Origin of the sequence: Croceitalea marina (assembly GCF_042684265.1) — a bacterium.
GTDB classification, from domain to species: domain Bacteria; phylum Bacteroidota; class Bacteroidia; order Flavobacteriales; family Flavobacteriaceae; genus Croceitalea; species Croceitalea marina.
Genome location: NZ_JBHULB010000076.1, coordinates 22,937 through 40,739, shown reverse-complemented (window position 1 = coordinate 40,739; position 17,803 = coordinate 22,937). Strand labels below are relative to the sequence as shown.

General features: G+C 35.9%; 19 protein-coding genes. 6 read left to right on the top strand and 13 right to left on the bottom strand.

Features of this window, described 5'->3' with window-relative positions:
* Nucleotides 1-51: 51 nt before the first annotated feature.
* On the bottom strand, nucleotides 52-588 hold the full coding sequence (locus ACFSQJ_RS15145; RefSeq protein ID WP_377767801.1) for a hypothetical protein: 537 nt from the start codon (nucleotides 586-588) through the stop codon (nucleotides 52-54).
* Between the two features lie 73 nt (nucleotides 589-661).
* Nucleotides 662-1,765 carry a helix-turn-helix domain-containing protein gene (locus tag ACFSQJ_RS15140; protein WP_377767800.1) on the bottom strand — a complete coding sequence of 368 codons (1,104 nt, stop codon included), beginning with the start codon at nucleotides 1,763-1,765 and terminating at the stop codon, nucleotides 662-664.
* Between the two features lie 157 nt (nucleotides 1,766-1,922).
* On the opposite strand from ACFSQJ_RS15140, the gene ACFSQJ_RS15135 reads away from it, so the two are divergent.
* A complete protein-coding gene (locus ACFSQJ_RS15135) occupies nucleotides 1,923-2,366 on the top strand; it encodes a hypothetical protein (protein ID WP_377767799.1) in 444 nt (147 codons plus the stop codon).
* Nucleotides 2,367-2,368: 2 nt separating this feature from the next.
* Here the strand turns inward: ACFSQJ_RS15135 and ACFSQJ_RS15130 are convergent, their stop codons facing one another.
* From ACFSQJ_RS15130 to ACFSQJ_RS15105, 6 genes are read right to left on the bottom strand one after another with little or no spacing between them, the layout of a single operon-like run.
* Nucleotides 2,369-3,658, bottom strand: a complete 1,290-nt coding sequence (locus ACFSQJ_RS15130; protein WP_377767798.1) for a DUF58 domain-containing protein — start codon at nucleotides 3,656-3,658, stop codon at nucleotides 2,369-2,371.
* Between the two features lie 46 nt (nucleotides 3,659-3,704).
* A complete protein-coding gene (locus ACFSQJ_RS15125; RefSeq protein WP_377767797.1) occupies nucleotides 3,705-4,703 on the bottom strand; it encodes an AAA family ATPase in 999 nt (332 codons plus the stop codon).
* A gap of 1 nt (nucleotide 4,704) precedes the next feature.
* Nucleotides 4,705-5,874, bottom strand: coding sequence for a DUF4350 domain-containing protein (locus ACFSQJ_RS15120; RefSeq protein WP_377767796.1), 1,170 nt, complete (start codon nucleotides 5,872-5,874; stop codon nucleotides 4,705-4,707).
* A 40-nt stretch (nucleotides 5,875-5,914) separates the two neighbouring features.
* Nucleotides 5,915-6,634 carry a hypothetical protein gene (locus ACFSQJ_RS15115; RefSeq protein WP_377767795.1) on the bottom strand — a complete coding sequence of 240 codons (720 nt, stop codon included), beginning with the start codon at nucleotides 6,632-6,634 and terminating at the stop codon, nucleotides 5,915-5,917.
* Nucleotides 6,634-7,572, bottom strand: coding sequence for a hypothetical protein (locus tag ACFSQJ_RS15110; protein ID WP_377767794.1), 939 nt, complete (start codon nucleotides 7,570-7,572; stop codon nucleotides 6,634-6,636). The genes ACFSQJ_RS15115 and ACFSQJ_RS15110 overlap by 1 nt, the downstream gene beginning before the upstream one ends.
* On the bottom strand, nucleotides 7,535-8,521 hold the full coding sequence (locus ACFSQJ_RS15105; RefSeq protein ID WP_377767793.1) for a stage II sporulation protein M: 987 nt from the start codon (nucleotides 8,519-8,521) through the stop codon (nucleotides 7,535-7,537). The genes ACFSQJ_RS15110 and ACFSQJ_RS15105 overlap by 38 nt, the downstream gene beginning before the upstream one ends.
* Nucleotides 8,522-8,554: 33 nt before the next feature.
* On the opposite strand from ACFSQJ_RS15105, the gene ACFSQJ_RS15100 reads away from it, so the two are divergent.
* The gene (locus ACFSQJ_RS15100) at nucleotides 8,555-9,280 is read left to right on the top strand and encodes an RDD family protein (RefSeq protein WP_377767792.1); all 726 of its coding nucleotides are present in this window, start codon (nucleotides 8,555-8,557) and stop codon (nucleotides 9,278-9,280) included.
* A gap of 3 nt (nucleotides 9,281-9,283) precedes the next feature.
* Nucleotides 9,284-9,889, top strand: coding sequence for a trimeric intracellular cation channel family protein (locus tag ACFSQJ_RS15095; protein WP_377767791.1), 606 nt, complete (start codon nucleotides 9,284-9,286; stop codon nucleotides 9,887-9,889).
* 1 nt (nucleotide 9,890) lies between these two features.
* Here ACFSQJ_RS15095 and ACFSQJ_RS15090 read toward each other — a convergent pair whose 3' ends face one another.
* Nucleotides 9,891-10,607, bottom strand: coding sequence for a peptidylprolyl isomerase (locus tag ACFSQJ_RS15090; protein WP_377767790.1), 717 nt, complete (start codon nucleotides 10,605-10,607; stop codon nucleotides 9,891-9,893).
* Here ACFSQJ_RS15090 and ACFSQJ_RS15085 point away from each other — a divergent pair.
* Nucleotides 10,606-11,247, top strand: a complete 642-nt coding sequence (locus tag ACFSQJ_RS15085) for an NUDIX hydrolase (protein ID WP_377767789.1) — start codon at nucleotides 10,606-10,608, stop codon at nucleotides 11,245-11,247. The two genes, ACFSQJ_RS15090 and ACFSQJ_RS15085, sit on opposite strands and share 2 nt — an antisense overlap.
* Nucleotides 11,248-11,283: 36 nt before the next feature.
* Complete coding sequence (locus ACFSQJ_RS15080) at nucleotides 11,284-12,093, top strand: lysophospholipid acyltransferase family protein (protein ID WP_377767788.1); 810 nt, start codon at nucleotides 11,284-11,286, stop codon at nucleotides 12,091-12,093.
* On the opposite strand, the gene ACFSQJ_RS15075 is transcribed toward ACFSQJ_RS15080, so the two are convergent.
* Genes ACFSQJ_RS15075 through ACFSQJ_RS15065 form a run of 3 tightly spaced genes read right to left on the bottom strand, consistent with a single transcriptional unit; the run spans nucleotide 12,090 to nucleotide 14,712 of the window.
* Nucleotides 12,090-12,731: a hypothetical protein gene (locus ACFSQJ_RS15075; protein WP_377767813.1), complete on the bottom strand. Its 642-nt coding sequence runs from the start codon at nucleotides 12,729-12,731 to the stop codon at nucleotides 12,090-12,092. The genes ACFSQJ_RS15080 and ACFSQJ_RS15075 overlap by 4 nt on opposite strands.
* Nucleotides 12,732-12,739: 8 nt before the next feature.
* Nucleotides 12,740-13,234, bottom strand: coding sequence for an RNA polymerase sigma factor (locus ACFSQJ_RS15070; RefSeq protein WP_377767787.1), 495 nt, complete (start codon nucleotides 13,232-13,234; stop codon nucleotides 12,740-12,742).
* Nucleotides 13,235-13,290: 56 nt separating this feature from the next.
* Nucleotides 13,291-14,712, bottom strand: coding sequence for an amidohydrolase (locus ACFSQJ_RS15065; protein WP_377767786.1), 1,422 nt, complete (start codon nucleotides 14,710-14,712; stop codon nucleotides 13,291-13,293).
* Nucleotides 14,713-14,814: 102 nt separating this feature from the next.
* Between ACFSQJ_RS15065 and ACFSQJ_RS15060 the strand changes: the two genes are divergently transcribed.
* Complete coding sequence (locus tag ACFSQJ_RS15060) at nucleotides 14,815-16,104, top strand: NAD(P)/FAD-dependent oxidoreductase (RefSeq protein WP_377767785.1); 1,290 nt, start codon at nucleotides 14,815-14,817, stop codon at nucleotides 16,102-16,104.
* Here ACFSQJ_RS15060 and ACFSQJ_RS15055 read toward each other — a convergent pair.
* A complete protein-coding gene (locus ACFSQJ_RS15055; RefSeq protein WP_377767784.1) occupies nucleotides 16,089-17,780 on the bottom strand; it encodes a glycoside hydrolase family 13 protein in 1,692 nt (563 codons plus the stop codon). The two genes, ACFSQJ_RS15060 and ACFSQJ_RS15055, sit on opposite strands and share 16 nt — an antisense overlap.
* Nucleotides 17,781-17,803 lie beyond the last annotated feature (23 nt).

Sequence of the window (17,803 nt, the reverse complement as noted above, 5' to 3'; positions counted from 1 at the left end):
AATGTATTCGATTTTTAAGTTATTATAGTCTCCCTGTGTAGGATTTAATTACTATTCTCGATATAAATAAAATTCAGTCTTCCATTTTCCAGACCAGTTAGGTTTGGTATTGTCTGGGTAATATTCATCAAAAAGCGTCAAAATGATCTTGCTGTCATTTTTTGTTTCATATCGATACAGTTGCTTTCCTCCTTCAAAACCAGGTACTTTTGCAATTTGAGCAATAGTGGTGAAAGTCGAGTCGGTACTCTCATGAACCCCAGAATTAAATACTATGGATTGAAATCCTGCAATGGTCTCTTCAGCAGTTGGCGCGCCAAGATTTTTAAAAGGTATACGTTTTTCTCTGGGTGACCATGCGATGCTATAATGCCCATCTGTAATTAACAAGAGTCCTTTACTATTTGGTACCAAGAGTAGTGTTGTGTCTTTAGCTATCCACTTCACTTTATCTATGCGCCATGAACCAATTAATTTGTTTTTTACTTCTTCTATTTTTTCTTGCTTATGAGCGCAGCCATATATTGTTGATAGTATGATTATCATGCCAATTACCGATTCTAAGCTGTAATTGTTTCTAAGTTTCATATTGTTCAAGAATTTTGAACAAGAAAGAATGATTATTTATAAAATGTGTAAATGCGTGTAAACCTTTACAAGTTTATGATGCGTGCTGCGGTTGTAGGTATTGTGACGGGTTTAGGCCTTCAAACTTCTTAAATGCCTTATAAAATGAAGCTCGGTTGTTAAAACCGACATCATAAGCGATCTGAGTGACAGTGGAGTTATTGTTGGAGTTTACCAATAGTTTTTTTGCTTCTTCAATACGGTATTTATTGACAAAGTCGAAAAAGGAAAGATTGAAATACTGATTAATAATCTGTGAAGTATGGTTTCTTGATAGGTTTAAAGATGCGGCCAGGTCATTTAAACGGAGTTCATTATTTAGATAGGGCCTTTCGTTTTTCATAATACTTTCTAGTTTGTTTTTTAATTCTATAGCAAGAGCATCTGAAAGACCCGTTTTTTTGTATTTGATAAAAGGTATAATTTCTTTGATAGACTTACCTTCAAAAATTTTGGGCTGAGAGAAGACAAGAAAGGTGACCATTGAAATAAAGAAGACAATGGCAATATCAACAAAATAATCATATTTGGGGTGCATCAATTCAAACCTTACCAAAAAGATGTACAGGAAAAATGCTATTACAAACCCGAAATACCCGGTGGCTAAGTAGGTAAGCCATCGATTTTCTTTAAAACCTGGTCTTTTACCTAAACCAAACTGATTTAAAATTAAAAACCCATAGAAGAACATTACTATAATTTCAAGCCATATGTAGTTGGCATCGATCCATGATACTTTATAAAAAGAACCTTGTTGAAATACAGTTAATTTTTCAGAAGCATTAAGTATATAAAAGGGTGAAATAAGCGCTACTGTGACTAAAATAGGCGTTAAGAAGAAAAGGTCTTTAGGCTTTAATTTTGAGCCTTTGAGTATTCTTCTTATATAGATATAAATTAATGGGCCATAAGCAATCCATAATGGAAAATTACTAAAAGTTAAATGTATGGTATTCCCGATGTATAAATGACCAGACCATTTTAGACAATTTAGAATTAATTCAAAAGAAAAGAGAATGATGAAGACCGAAAACAATCGATTTGCCCATCGGTCTCCTGTTTTTTTGAAAAAGAATATTGCACTCAGAAAGACTCCCAGTATTGAAAAACAAAGAAATAGTATAATATACCAGCTCATATTAAATCTGAAAATTCAAAAGTAGTAAGCTTCATTTTTTTAATGTCTCTTTTTGTAGGGACATAGTTATTTCTACATTTTATCCTTAAAATTTTACCGAACACATAAGATAACTTAAAAAGCCCAAACTACTTTTATATATTTGGGCGAGAACACTATGAGAACACTAGTATTAGTTTTAGCTATATTTTTAGCATTCAATTTTGGTCATTCCCAGATTGAAAAGGATAAGGTCCTCCATTTTGCAGGAGGTGCTTTATTTGGGCTCGCGGGAGCTGGAATCGCAAAAGAAATTTCAAACGGAGATCGCACATGGACATTTGTTGGCGCAGTTGGAGGTGCCTTACTTGTTGGATTAGGTAAAGAGGCCATTGATTCAGGACAGGATGGCAATAGTTGGGATAATGGTGATGTATTGGCAACCGCACTAGGAGGATTTGCAGTTGGTTTGACGATTGATGTTTTTACAAAGAAGAAAAGAAAGAAACAAAGTAAAATAACAACTCTTTACTACCCAAGAGACATTAATTTCCTCTATAATAACAGTCTGCCAACCCTTACAGAATTGCAATTTTCAACCTCAATATTGTATACAGAATAAGTTTAGATTAAACCTCTAGCCTTAATCTCCAAGTACTTGTTAATCGTATTTATCGTTAGGTTTTCAGGTTTTGTTAGGATGGTTTGTATACCATACTTTCTAAGTTCATTTACAATAAGTTTTTTCTCGTAAATAAATTTTTCGGCAATGGTCTGTTCGAATATCTGCTGCGTACTTTCTGCTTTTTTGTCCGCAAATTCGAGAAGCTCGGTGTTCTCAAAGAAGATAACCACCAACAAATGTTGTTTCGATATGGCTTGCAAATAGGGTAACTGCCTGTTTAATGCATCCAAGGTTTCAAAATTGGTATATAATAATATAAGACTACGTTGATTTAGGTTTCTCTTTATATCTATATATAACCTACTAAAATCACTCTCTACAAAATTGGTTTCTAAATTGTATAGTGTTTCTAAAATGAGATTCATTTGAGAACTTCTACGTTCGGCAGCCACCCTATTTTCTATGGAATTGCTAAAGGAAAACATACCTGCTTTATCGTTTTTTTTAAGCGCTATATTGCTAATGACCAGTGTAGCATTAATGGCATAATCTAAAAGGCTTAATTCGTCAAAAGGCATTTTCATAACCCTGCCTTTATCGATTACGGAATAGATGGGTTGTGATTTTTCATCTTGAAACTGGTTTACCATCAACTGGCCTTTTTTTGCAGTCGCTTTCCAATTAATGTTCCTAATATCGTCTCCTTGAATGTAATCTTTAATTTGTTCAAACTCCATGGTATGGCCAATACGTCTAATCTTCTTCAATCCATATTCAAAAAGACGATTGGTAAATGCTATCAAATCATATTTGCGCAGTTGCAAAAATGAGGGATAGACAGGAATTTCTTTACTAGTGTCAAAAGTAAATTTCTTGCTTAGAAGCCCTAGAGGTGAACTTGCAAAAACATTTAGACTACCGAAGGAATATACACCTCTTTCTGTAGGTCGAACTTTGTAGCTGTAGCTTTTGGCCGACCCACTCTTGATTTCACTATTTAACCCAAAGTCACGTTTTTGAAATTGAAAGGGAAGCTCATCGATAAGTGTTGCGGTAATTTTGAACAAGTACTTGTTCGCTAGTTTAATTTCTATTGGATTATCATCTCCATTAGAAAGTTTATCGGGTAATATACGTTCGGCATGTATATTTCCTTTTGACAAAAAAAGCAATAAAAAATCAACAACGATTAGAAGAATAAAGACAAAAAACAAGATACGAATGGCACTGAGTACGTTTTGAAAAATGAAGGATAGCAAGAAGCCCAATATTAGTGCTGTCAGCACCATAAAAAACCTTCGTTTTAAATAAATACTTTTAAATGCTCTTTTCAATCTATCTTGGTATTTCTATGGTTTCTATTAATTGTTGAACAACTTTTTGGGCAGTAAAACCTTCCATTTCACGTTCAGGGGTTAAAATAATACGATGCGAAAGTATTGGGCCGGCCACTTTTTTAATATCGTCGGGGGTTATAAAATCTCTTCCGCTTATGGCCGCTAGTGCCTTAGAGGCATCCATTATAGCTATTGAAGCCCTAGGCGAGGCACCTAAATACAAATTGGCATTGGTACGTGTGCTAGTTACGATAGACGCAATGTATTTTAATAGATTGTCTTCTACGATAATCTCTTTAATAACATCTTGATATTCCGCAATTTGTTTTGCTGAAAGTACAGATTTAATTAGTCCTTCAATATTTTTGTTTTTGTGTTCATGTTTATTTTCCAAGATCTGCACTTCTTCTTCAAGAGAGGGGTAGTCCACGTTAATTTTAAAAAGAAAACGGTCTAATTGTGCTTCTGGCAATCGATATGTACCTTCTTGCTCTACCGGGTTTTGAGTTGCGAACACCAAAAACGGTGGCTGCATATCGTATTCTTGACCATCTATGGTAATTTGTCTTTCTGCCATTGCCTCAAACAAGGCGGCCTGAGTTTTAGCCGGTGCACGGTTAATTTCATCAATTAAAATAATGTTTGAGAAAATGGGGCCTTTTTTAAACTCGAATTCAGAGGTTTTCACATTAAAAATGGAAGTTCCTAAAATGTCACTAGGCATTAGGTCGGGGGTGAACTGAATTCGGCTAAAATCTACATTCATCGTTTTTGCCAATAATTTTGCCGTAACGGTTTTAGCGACTCCAGGGACTCCTTCTATTAAAGAGTGGCCGTTTGCCAAAATGGATATGATAAGCAATTCAATCATATCTTTTTGACCAATAATTACTTTGCCCAACTCACTTTTTACTTTAGCTACCGCTTCTTGTAATTTAGTAAGGTCTACTCTTGAATTAAATTCTAATGAGTTGTCGTTTTGTGTTTTATCTTCCATATTATTTCTTTAATGCGGTTATTTTTTTTGTTAGCATTATTGCGTCTTGTTCGTTATGTACGGTTTTGTTTTTTAATTGTAGTATAAGCTCTAACAACTGTTTTACTTCTTCAATAGATTTGCCGGATTTTGACGCTAGTTGTTGAATCGTTTTTTCATTCAAAGTAGAAGTATCAATAAAATACCGATTACGTAGATTGGCCAAAAAGTAGTTCAGCTTTTTTTGAATGAGATTGGTATAATCTTTATTTTGATGGTAAAGTATACCTACTGTTCGGGCAAATTCTACAGAAGAATTTTCTAATGGTTTTATTACCGGGATAATGCGTTGCTCTCGTTTTGCTTTAAAAATCACAAAGAGTAGCAGCCCCACCATGGTTAAGTAGTAAGCCCATTTTAAAGCGGTTTGGTTTAAAACGAATCGCATGGGTGAATCGATAACTACCCGCCCTGATTTTTTATAATCATCCCAATACAACGGACTATCATCTAAATAAGAAAAAGTGTTTGCTACATAATCTTTATTATCCTTTAAAAGGTAATAATTAGAGTAGGCCTCTGGAGTAGTATGAATGAAAAAAGAACCCTCACCAAATTGTGTCTTAACAAAATTAGGCACCGTTATGATTTCTTTTTTGTTTGAAGTAATACCATTTTCTTCAACAAACTCAAGGTGACCAAGAACTTTGGTGTTTGCCGTATCAATGGAGGTGAAATATGCTTTAGAGGCTCCCCTTGAAAAATTGAATTTTGAATGATTAAGTTTTTTATGGGAAAGACTTACAATAACGGTATCCTCTTTAAACGAATATGCAGTGTTCAATTCAATGTTTAAGGTGTCTTTTAAAAAATAACTTACTGAAGACGCAGCAATAAAAACATCATTACCTTTTTGTACGTAATCAAGTAACCTATTTGTTTCTTGTTTATCTAGCTGTATATTATTATTGATGAGCAGGTAGTTTGATTTTATGGTCATATCTCTTTTAATCATAAAATCATAAATACTTTCTTTTACTGTTTCGACTTCACTGTTAGCGAATAGTCGTGGTAGTTCATTATAAAGTATATAACAACCAAAAGGTATTTTAGATTGTGATGTATACGAAGGCCTCCAATTGATAGGTTTTGGACGCACTACCTCTGTTACTATGATACTTACTAGTACCACAGCTAGAATTATTAGTACGATTTTTGATCTCTTATCCACCCTAATTTGGAATTAAATTATTTAATACTACAAACCTTGTTTCAGCCGTTTCATACATTGGTCTATCTATAGGTTGTTCACCGTACCAGATATAATCGTATAAATAGGCTACTTCTTTAAAACCAGATTGCAACTTTTGCTGCTTGATTTCATTTTGATAATCGGTATTGGTCTTATCAAAATGCCATTCAATAATGTCGTTTTGAGATAATTTTTTTAGAATCTTTAGAAAATGATATCTAACCGCCAATCTATAGTCCTTTTTATTTATAGCCGCTGCAAGTAATGTATCTAAGTCTAAACTTTCTATATGTTGTTCTGCCAAGTCAATATCAAAAATGGTTTTTGCCTTTCTCGTGAAAACAGAGTTGAATTTTTCATTCACCAGTACTCTTACAAGCAAATAAATAACCAGACCACCCATCAAAAAGTAAACAATATACTCTAACAGTTTAAGGGCTTCAGGCGAAAGGTTTATTCCAAAAATATCACTTAAGCCTCTACCTATCCATCTTAAAAATCGGCTTAGAAGATTTTGCGATTCTCCAGTTTTAATATCATAATCAAAGTCTTCACCGTTATATTTTTTGTTTAAATCATCAAAACTTCGCTCATGGACAGTGGACATAGAATCTATAGTAACAATAGAATCTTTAGCTTCTTGAGAAAAAGCGAAAGCCCCGAGGAATAAAAAAATAAAGAGGGTGGTATAAATTTTCACTATTCGCTTTTCCCGATTTGTTCTATTTTAATTCTGGTATTGATATTATATGTTTTTTCATGAAGGGAATAATAGAGTATTCCGTTTACAAATTGCGACAGACACTGCCCATAAACTGCAATAATTAAAAATAGACAGGTACCCAAAGTATAAATAACCGTTGAAACCACCGATGTCGAGTAATCAACATTATTTTCTACAACATGAAAGGTATAAACCCCTATTAAAACTCCCGGAATAATAAGGGTAATCATCATTAGAATCCCTATCAGCAAACCGAGAATAAAGTTTACCCCTACGGATTTCCAAAAATTCTTGGTGACTAAATTCCATCCTTCTCCTAATCCATCTGTCACTCCTTTTTTGTTTTGCAGCATATCATAAAATGAAACTCCTAACCAAGATGTTAAAAAGAACTGAAGAATATACTGAACAAAAAGACCAACTATTGGTATGAACGCAAATATGATGGAAACTATAAAAAACACAAACCAAATGGGAATCATCAGTAATATGAATACCAGTATATTACCGAACTGACTTTTGGTATAAGCCCAAACTTCTTTTTTATCAAACTCATTGTTTTCGGTACTTTCATATTTTATCATGTAACTACTGGCAAGCGCATAGTTCAAGACCAATACCATGATAAAAATGACAAAAAATAAGATTCCTCCGGCGGCCAAGTAAATCATATATTTTTCTTCCAACTGGGCACCAGTGGCAAAATTGTTAGGGGCAGATTCATATGCAATTAGACCAATAAAGCCAGACACCAACAAGTAACTGGCAATTAATAGACTTACTAAAAAAATACCATTATAGCTCAGAAAAACATTGGTAAACTTTTTAATGTTCTGCTTAAAAAAATCAAAGTATGTCGTAATAATATCCCCAAAGTCACGATTCACGCGAAGCGGAATGTAATTGTCTGCCATGTATTTTGTTTAGTAATATGGGGTATAGCCCATAGTAAAAGAGTATTAATAGAAGTGAGGCGCCAATAATCAAAAAAGCAAGCCAATTGGGCATTTCTGTATATCGGGTAATAAAGCCCTCAATAAAACCGGCCACAATGAAAAATGGTATGGTGCTTACAACGACTTTTAGTCCGTCTTTGGCACCTTTCATAAAAGAAACCCGCCTAGAATATGTTTTAGGAAATAAAATACTATTACCCATAATAAGGCCAGCGCAACCGGCAACAATAATAACGGATATTTCAATAGTGCCGTGCAACCAAATTTGTTTATTGGCTTCAAAAAATACACCTTTTGTATAAAAAAAGGTGATAAAGGCCCCAAGCATTACACCATTGCTAAATAAGATATAGGCAGTTCCGATACTTGTGATTACACCAAAAGCAAAGGCCAGAAAGGCAACGCGAATATTGTTAATGGTTATTCCTAAAAAAGTACCAATTTCGCTTCCCCCTTTATAGATTGCAGCGGGGTCACCATTTGCTATGTTGTTCAGCGTTTCATTGACATAGGCGTCTCCTAAAATTAGACGTAGAAAAGTAGCATCGTTCAAAGCAGAAATACAACCAATAGCAGATGCAATCAAAAAAATGAGAAAGGCCACACCCAAGGTTTTTTGATATTGCTTAAAAAACATAGGAAACTCGGTCACCCAAAAATCAAGTATGCGGTTACCACTCTCTTTTTTGTTTTTGTAAATTTTTTGGTGCGCTTGAGAAGCTAAAGCGTTTAAATACAATAAAGTTTTGCTTTCTTCGTAATAGGTTTGGGCATACGCCAAATCGTTTGTGAGTTGAATGTACCCATCGGCCAGTTCATCAGGGTCGGTATTTGAGCTAAGATTGATAGCCTTTTCAAATGCTATCCATTTTTCCTTATTTTGCTTCACAAAAGCGGCTTCGCGCATAAATTGTATTTACCTAGATAAATTTAATACTTAATGAGTAACCTTCAAATCAATACAACGCAAAATGTTAATCTTAATTATAAAATTGTAAGTATTGGCGAACGCATTGTTGCTTTTTTTATTGATGCCTTTATTTTATACCTGTACGCGGTACTTGTAGATTTTATTGGAGATGCTATCGGGTATATTTATGAGGATAGATGGACCCAGCGAGGTTTGGTAGCTTTAATATTTTTACCGGCAATGTTCTATAGTCTTATAATGCACAGTATTTTTAATGGACGTACGGTGGGTAAGATGTTACTGAAAATGCGCGTAGTGAAGTTTGATGGTAGCCCAGTGCATTGGAGTAATTATTTGGTACGTTGGATGCTACGTTTGGTCGATATTTGGATTTTTATTGGCTCCATAGGTTTACTTACTATTCTTTTCTCTGAAAAAAGACAACGTTTGGGTGATGCTGCCGCTGGCACAGTGGTAATAAGTACAAAGAACAAAACAAAAGTTTCGCACACTATTTTAGAGGAGGTTGAAGAAGCCTACCAGCCCAAATTTACCAATGTGACCTTGTTGACCGATAAAGATGTAAGACTTATAAAAGAGACCTATCGAATAGCCCGTAAAAGCAACGATTTTAAAACAATGACAGCCTTGCGTGTGAAAGTCGATAGTATTCTGCAAACTAAATCTGAACTTTACGACATACAGTATTTAGACACCGTTCTTAAAGACTATAACTATTATACCCAAAAATTATAGCTCATGTTCTACATCGCCATAGATATTTTGGGTACTATAGCCTTTGCCATTTCTGGGGTTTTGGTGGCTATGGAAAAGAGGCTTGATTTGTTCGGGGTCGTTATCATTGCCTTTGTGACTTCTATTGGTGGTGGTACGTTGCGAGATTTGTTAATAGGGAATACTCCAGTTGTTTGGATGCGAGATTCTACCTACGTGATTACCATTCTAGTTTCTGTAATACTGGCCATATTGTTTGTAAAACAGCTTAAATACTTCAGAAAATCGTTGTTTTTGTTCGATACCATTGGTTTAGGGCTTTTTACGTTGGTGGGCGTTGAAAAAGGTTTAGAGGCTGGTTTATTACCTGTTATGTGTATCGCTTTGGGTACTATCACCGCTAGTTTTGGTGGCGTAATTAGAGATATTCTATGTAATGAAATACCGGTAATTTTCAGAAAGGAGATTTATGCGACACCATGTATTTTGGGTGCTTTAAGTTTTTTCCTTTTAGAGCAACTGCCAATTGTTGATGCTTATGCTTTTGCCGGAGGAATTTTAGTGGTTATCGGGCTGCGTTTATTGGCCGTAAAGTTTGACATACGTTTGCCAAACATATATAGAAAATAAATCAAAGCACCTCAGCTTTTAAAATATAGATATTTTGCATTGGCCAATCGCCGTCATCGACGTCTACATTGTTTATTTTATCCACAACGTTCATTCCTTCAATAACTCTCCCAAAAGGGGTATAGCTGCCATCTAAATGGTACGACCCTGGTTTGGTCACAACGATAAAGAATTCGTAGGGAGAAGCCAACTTATGCGGATTATCAATTTCTCCACTGGGCATTGAAATTACCCCTCTATGATGCTTATGACCTTTTTTTGAATCTGGGGGGAGTAAATACCTGCCTATTTTTCTTCTTTTTTTGCTAGTTTCCCGTGTATCTGAGTTGCCTCCTTGAATTATAAAGTTTTTTACCACTCTGTGGAACATGGTATTGTCAAAGTAGCCTTGTCGAGTCAGGTATATGAAGTTGGCCCTATGGTAAGGCACATTGTCGAACAATTCTATCGTAAAACTACCCATACTAGTGGTTAGCTTTACTTTATTTTTTTTCAATGTTTTTTCGTAGTCAAAGAAAAAATCAATAGCATTTTCTTCACTTAATAAAAAGGGTTCAATAGTTTTTTCTTCCTTTTCTACTTCAGAAATCAAAGAGTCATTAGATGTTTTTTCTACCTTATTAACAGGTGTGGACTGTCTTTTTTCTTTACTGTCGTTACAGCTGGCAAAAAATAATAATAGTATAATTGCACTAAAAGCGATACTCCTATTAAACATGAATTTTACTGATTTTTACAAACGGGTTACTAAAATAAAAAATCTGGATTTGCCCGGAGAAGAATCTCATTTTAAAATGGAGCCAGAGATAAGAAAAGATTGGAGAGATCCTAAGAAAATTGCTGAACGCAACCCTAAAAGAGCTGCTGTCATGGCTTTGTTTTATCCTGATAAGGCCAATGCGACACAACTCTTACTTATTTTAAGAAAAACCTACAAAGGGGTTCACTCCAATCAAATAGGGTTTCCTGGTGGAAAGGTTGAGCCCCAAGACTCGAATCTAAAAGTAACAGCGCTTCGGGAAACGGAAGAAGAAGTAGGCGTTTCTCCAAAGCGTATTGAGGTTTTAAAAGAGCTGACCGAACTTTATATTCCGCCCAGTAATTTTATGGTGCAACCCTATTTAGGTATTTATGCCGATCCGAAACCTTTTAAAATTCAAGAGACCGAGGTGGAGGAGATTGTTGAGGTCCAGCTATCGGATTTTATGAATGAGGATAATTTAATATCACAAAACTTGACAACTTCATATGCCACCAATATGAAAGTACCCGCCTTTAAGTTAAATGGTTACGTGGTTTGGGGTGCAACTGCGATGATGTTAAGTGAAATCAAAGTACTTCTTAAACAAGTGCTTTAGACTCTATTTTGTATTTTAGCCTATTCAAACCAACTTATGGGAATTTTTAAAAAAAATCCTTTTGGCCATATTTTATTCTTAAAAAAATGGCTTATCCGCATTTTGGGAGTAATGACGCATTCAAGATATAAAGGTTTTAATACTTTGGATATTGAAGGCTCTGAAGTTATTCGAAATTTACCGGATAAAAATGTGCTGTTTGTAAGTAATCATCAAACTTATTTTGCCGATGTAGTTGCCATGTTTCATGTTTTTAACGCGAGTTTAAAGGGTCGGGATGACAGTATTAAAAATGTTGGGTATTTGTGGAATCCGAAATTGAATTTTTATTATGTAGCTGCTAAGGAAACCATGGGTAAAAGTCTTTTAACCAAAATTCTTGCCTATGCCGGTTCGATAAGCATTGAACGTACTTGGCGTGCCGATGGTCAAGATGTTCAAAGACAGGTTAAAATGAGCGATATTTCAAGTATAGGCATTGCTTTGGAAGACGGATGGGTGGTAACTTTTCCGCAGGGAACAACAAAACCTTGGAAACCATTACGAAAAGGTACGGCTCATATTATAAAAAGGTATAAACCTATTGTAGTGCCCGTAGTTATTGACGGATTTAGAAGGTCTTTCGACAAAAAGGGATTATATATTAAAAAGAAGGGCATTCTTCAATCGATGCAAATCAAAGAACCTCTAGATATTGATTACGATAATGAGTCGGTCGAACAAATAATTGAGAAATTAGAATATGCAATAGAGCAGCATCCGTCTTTTCTCCACGTAATTCCGGAGTCGGAGCTAGCTGCTTACGAAGCAGATCACGAAAAAAGACGATATAGCCACAAGTCTTAAACTTCTAGTTTTTTTAGTTCACTGTAGTTTGCGTTTAGCTTTTTAAGTAGAATTCCGTAGATAAGTCGGTAAAAAAGCCAGAGAAGCGTACAAAAGATTAGTATCGTTACAACAGTAATTCCGGCAATTGCGGTCCAAATAAGTATTTTACTGTCCGCCGCTGCAATTTTTTCAGTTAGCCCAAGGTCGACTGGGTCATAGATAATAATTTCAGTTGTTAAAAGTATAAATGATACGGCAAAAAGAATTACATTAAACCAAACATATTGCATTACAATTTTTCTGGTACTAATTATTTTCTTCATTAAGGCTTTTGCGGAATCGGTGGCACTGATTTTTTTATAATTCTGATAGAATTTGAAGATAAAAAATAGGATTGCTCCAAAACTGATTATGTTTAGTATAAGTTCTGTATTGTTAAATATTTCTGAGTTTTCACCTTCAAATTTTTCATAACTAAAAGGAATAAATAGCATTGCTATCCAAAATACGAATTCAGCAATACTTATATAAAATATCCACTTCACGATAGAAGACGACTTTTTCCAAATCATCTTATAGATTTCATCAAAAGACAGTTTAGGAAGATGCTCTTCCTTCTTTTGCCAATCTTTTTTCAAGAGTTCCAATTCGTCCATCATCATACTTACGGATTTAAGATGGTCCTTAGTTTATTTTTTATACGATTCATTTTTACTCTAGCATTTACTTCGGTAATACCTAAGGTTGCAGCTATTTCAGAATAGTCTTTATCTTCCAAATACAGAAATACAAGTGCTTTATCAATGTCTCCCAATTGTTTGACCGCATCATAAATCAATTTCAATTGTTTCTCTTCAGTATCATCATATTCGTCGGTCTTAATCTTATAAATTACACTATCAAAATCTTGGGTTTTAATCCGTCTTTTAGATTTTCGATAAAGTGTAATAGCAGTGTTCAGGGCAACACGATACATCCAAGTGCTGAATTTTGCCTCTCCACGAAATTTTGGATATGCTTTCCATAATTGAATAGTTATTTCTTGAAACAGGTCATTGTGAGCATCCCTATCATTTGTATAAAGGCTACAGACCTTGTGAACAATATTTTGATTGCTCTCAAGTTCAGTCACAAATTTGTGCTCTAATTCTTTATTCACAGATGGTTCGTAGGTCGTTTTAATGTTAGTAGCTTAAGATGCTTTTTTGTTACAGCCTATTTTCTATAATCTAAAGCTGGTGCCCTATCACCTAACAATGGCTTGTAAATAAAACCTTTACCTCTTCGTTCTTCAAATTCAGTAGTTGCTTTTTTGATGAGGTCTTTATTACTAAACAAGTCAATGGCCGTAGCCGTAAGAGTTTTTGCCGCAACCATCATGCCCTTGTTACCGATTGAAGTTCCACCAGCAGCAACGGCTTGCCAGCTATGCGCAGGAGTGCCGGGTACCCATGTTGCCGTACCGAAACCTACCGTAGGTACCACAAAGCTGACATCGCCTACATCTGTAGAGCCATAAGCCCTTGCCGTTTCCTTATAGGGTTGAACCTCTAAGGCACGTTTCTCGTTCAACTCATCTTGACCAAGACTTATAGCTATTTTGTTACCAAATTCCTTTTCTTGTTCGGTATAGCTGAAACCTCCTATTTTGGTAAGGTTCGTATGTACCAGTTTCTGAAGTGTCAAATTCGGCAACAATTCGTGAACGCCATTAACAATTTCATATTTCATGGTAGTTTCAGTACCCAAAGCTGCACCTTCTGCAGCCTTTACAATGCGTTCAAAAATACCTCGTACAACGTCTCTTTTATTGTGCCTAGCATAGTAATAGACTTCTGCAAAATCAGGAACTACATTTGGCGCTTTTCCGCCATCGGTAATTACATAATGTATTCTAGCCTCTTGTGGAATGTGCTCACGCATCATATTCACCATAACATTCATGGCTTCGACAGCGTCTAAAGAAGAGCGACCCATTTCAGGTGCACCTGCTGCATGCGCCGAAACCCCATAGAACCTAAATTTAGCCGAAATGTTTGCCAATGCCGCTGCGGCACTTGCTGCATTTTGCGAACTTGGATGCCAGTGAAGGGCAACATCAACATCGTCGAACAAACCTTCTCTCGACATATAGACTTTGGCACCGCCGCCTTCTTCTGCCGGACAACCGTAGAAGCGTATAGTTCCGGATTGTTTGTTCGCTTTCATCCAATCTTTCACCGCAATAGCTGCTGCTGAAGAGGAAGTTCCAAATAAGTGATGACCACATGCATGTCCGGCGACCTTGCCTGCCGATTTTTTTTCAGGAACGGCCTGTTGAGACAGCCCCGGTAGGGCGTCAAACTCTCCCAAGATTGCAATTACCGGATACCCGGAACCATATTCAGCGACAAAAGCAGTGGGGATTTCAGCTATTCCTGTCCTTATTTTAAAACCTTCCTCCTTGAGCGTGGTTTGCAAGAGCGAAGAGCTTTTGGTTTCTTGATAGCCCATTTCGGCGTAACCCCAAATCTCTTGGGCTATTTCACTATATTTCTGGCTTTTGGCATCAAGAGCGCTGAGTGCTGTTTCTTTGGTTTTTTGTGCAAAAGCTAAATTGAAAATCGATAAGGTTATTATTAGAAGTTTAATTTTCATGGTATGGATTGGTTTAATCTTATGATAAATATACTAAAATGCTTCTCGGAAAATTAACGGATACCTATGGCTTATTTGTAAATTTGTTGTTCAATCGATTCTATGAATATACCACAATCAAGTTTTCCAAGAGTTGTCATTATAGGTGGTGGTTTTGGGGGTATTTCTTTAGCAAAAAAGTTACGTAATAAAGAATTTCAGGTGGTGCTTTTAGATAAGCACAACTACCATACTTTTCAGCCCTTATTATATCAGGTTTCTACTGGTGGACTGGAGCCAGACTCCATAGCCTATCCGATTAGAAAGGTAATACACGATTTTCCAAACACCTATTTTAGGTTAGCAGAAGTTTTGGCCATAGATACCGATACCAATATGGTGAAAACCAATATTGGAGCTTTAAAATTTGACTATCTAGTAGTAGCAACGGGCTCTACAACCAATTTTTTTGGTAACAAAGCAATTGAGGCGAACAGTATGTCTATGAAATCTATTCCGGAATCATTGAACTTACGGAGCTTAATTTTAGAAAATTTTGAGCAGGCTTTGTTGACAGATGATTTGCATGAGCGTGAAGCACTTATGAATTTTGTTATTGTAGGCGGAGGACCAACAGGAGTTGAATTGGCCGGTGCACTTGCAGAAATAAAAAAGGGTATACTGCCAAAAGACTACCCCGACTTGGATACCAGAAGGGCACAAATCAATCTTGTGCAGGGAGGCGATAGAATTTTACCGGCCATGAGCGAGATTGCGTCGAAAAAAGCAGAACAGTTTTTAGAAAGCCTAGGGGTAAATGTTTGGAAAAATGTTCGGGTCAACGATTATGATGGCATGGTCGCCACTACAAATACTGATACCGTTTTTAGAACGGCTACTTTAGTCTGGGCGGCAGGAGTACAGGCGGTCTCCGTGAATGGATTGGATGCAAAAGAGTTGTTATGCCGTGGAAACCGGTTAAAGGTTGATGAGTTTCATAAAGTAGCAGGTTTTGAGCATGTTTTTGCTTTGGGCGATGTTGCTCAAATGGAATCTGAATTATACCCTCACGGTCATCCCATGATGGCGCAACCTGCCATTCAACAAGGTGAAAATTTAGGTAAGAACCTGATTAGAATGTCTGAAGATAAATCTTTAATACCTTTTAAATATTATGACAAAGGAAGTATGGCTACCGTAGGTAGAAATAAGGCCGTAGCTGACCTCCCTAAATTTAAGTCTCAAGGTATATTCGCTTGGTTTATATGGATGTTCGTTCACCTCTATTTCTTGATTGGTTTTAGAAATAGGGTAGTGGTCTTTATCAATTGGGTCTATAATTACATCAAATTTGATAGAGAGGCTCGATTAATCATTCGTCCTTTCAAAAAGAAATATCAGGTTAATTCATAAACACAAGCTTGATAAGGCTTTAAATGAAAGTTTGGTGTTGATTGCGATTTTAGCGTCGTATCATTTGAAATAAGTAGTTCGGCATTTTTAAAAGAAACTTCGTCAATATCTACAGTGGTTTCGTTTTCCGAAAAACTGAGTAGAATTAGATATTTTTCTGATTTAAAAATTCTGGTGTAGGCATAAACTTCTTCATTATCTTCTAATAACAACTCGTAATCACCATAAACCAGGCCAAGATGATTTCTTCTAAGTAGCACCATTTGCTTGAAATAGTTCAAAACAGAATGGTTATCATTTTCTTGTGCCGCAACGTTGATACCGGTTTTATAATTTGAATTCACCTTTATCCAAGGTTTCGATTCGGTAAAACCGGAATGTGTACTGCTATCCCATTGCATCGGTGTTCTCGCATTATCACGTGCAGCTTCTTTTTCGTTCTCAATAAAGTCCTCCAGACTTATATCACTCTGTTTTAAAAGTTCATATCGGTTAAGCGTATTAATATCTTTATAATCTTCTATAGTGTCAAAACGAACGTTGGTCATACCTATTTCATCCCCAAAATAGAAATAGGGTGTACCTCTCATTGTCAATAGAAAGGTATGGAGCATTGTTGATGCATTACGCCAATGCTCGGGAGAATCATTGCCCCATCTGCTTACGCTTCGCGGAAAATCATGATTGCTTAAAAACATGCTTCCCCATCCTCTTTTGGCAAAAACCTTATCCCACTCTGAGTGAATTTTTTTAAATTCGGTAAGTTTCCATTTATCGCTTCTCATCCAAAAAACTTCATCACCATCTCTATCTAAAGACATAAGGTCAAAATGAAAGAACATATTTAATTCTTCTCTATCCTCATCAACAAAATCCAATGCCTTATCTAATGTAATCCCAGGAGCTTCCCCAACGGTCATTACATCATATTTCGATAATACCTCCTGATTCATTTCATGTAGATATTCATGTAATCTTGGCCCTTCTGAATAGTAAGACACATAATTTCCCTTATATTTTTCTGGTATCTCAGGGTAAGTAGTATCTTTTGAAATAAACGGTATGACATCCATGCGAAAACCATCTACACCTTTATCAAACCAAAAGCGAATAATATCATAAATTTCTTTTCGTACTTCAGGATTTTCCCATTTTAAATCGGGTTGTTTTACCGAAAAATAATGTAGATAATACGAATCGGTCAATTTATCATATTTCCAAGCATTACCGTCTACATCAAAATAGCTCCATCTTTTTGGTGGTGTGCCTTTTTCCGCTGGCCACCAATGGTAATAATCTCGATATTTATTGTCTCTTGATTTTCGGGACTCTTGAAACCAAAAATGCTCATCACTTGTATGGTTGGCCACCAAGTCCATCACTAATTTTAGACCTCTTAATTTCATACCGGATAAGAGTGCGTCAAAATCGGCCATTGTACCAAATTCTGGCATTATGGTTCGATATTCACTTATGTCATAGCCATTGTCATCATTGGGTGATTGGTAAACAGGGCAGAGCCAAATAATGTCTACTCCAAGACTTTTAATATAGTCCAGTCTTTTGGTAATACCGTTTAAATCACCAACACCATTTCCGGTAGTGTCTTGAAAGCTTCGCGGGTATATTTGGTAGACTACGCCTTCTTTCCACCATTGTCTTTTAAGTTCTGACATCTTGAGATTTTTAAGTTTCAAAT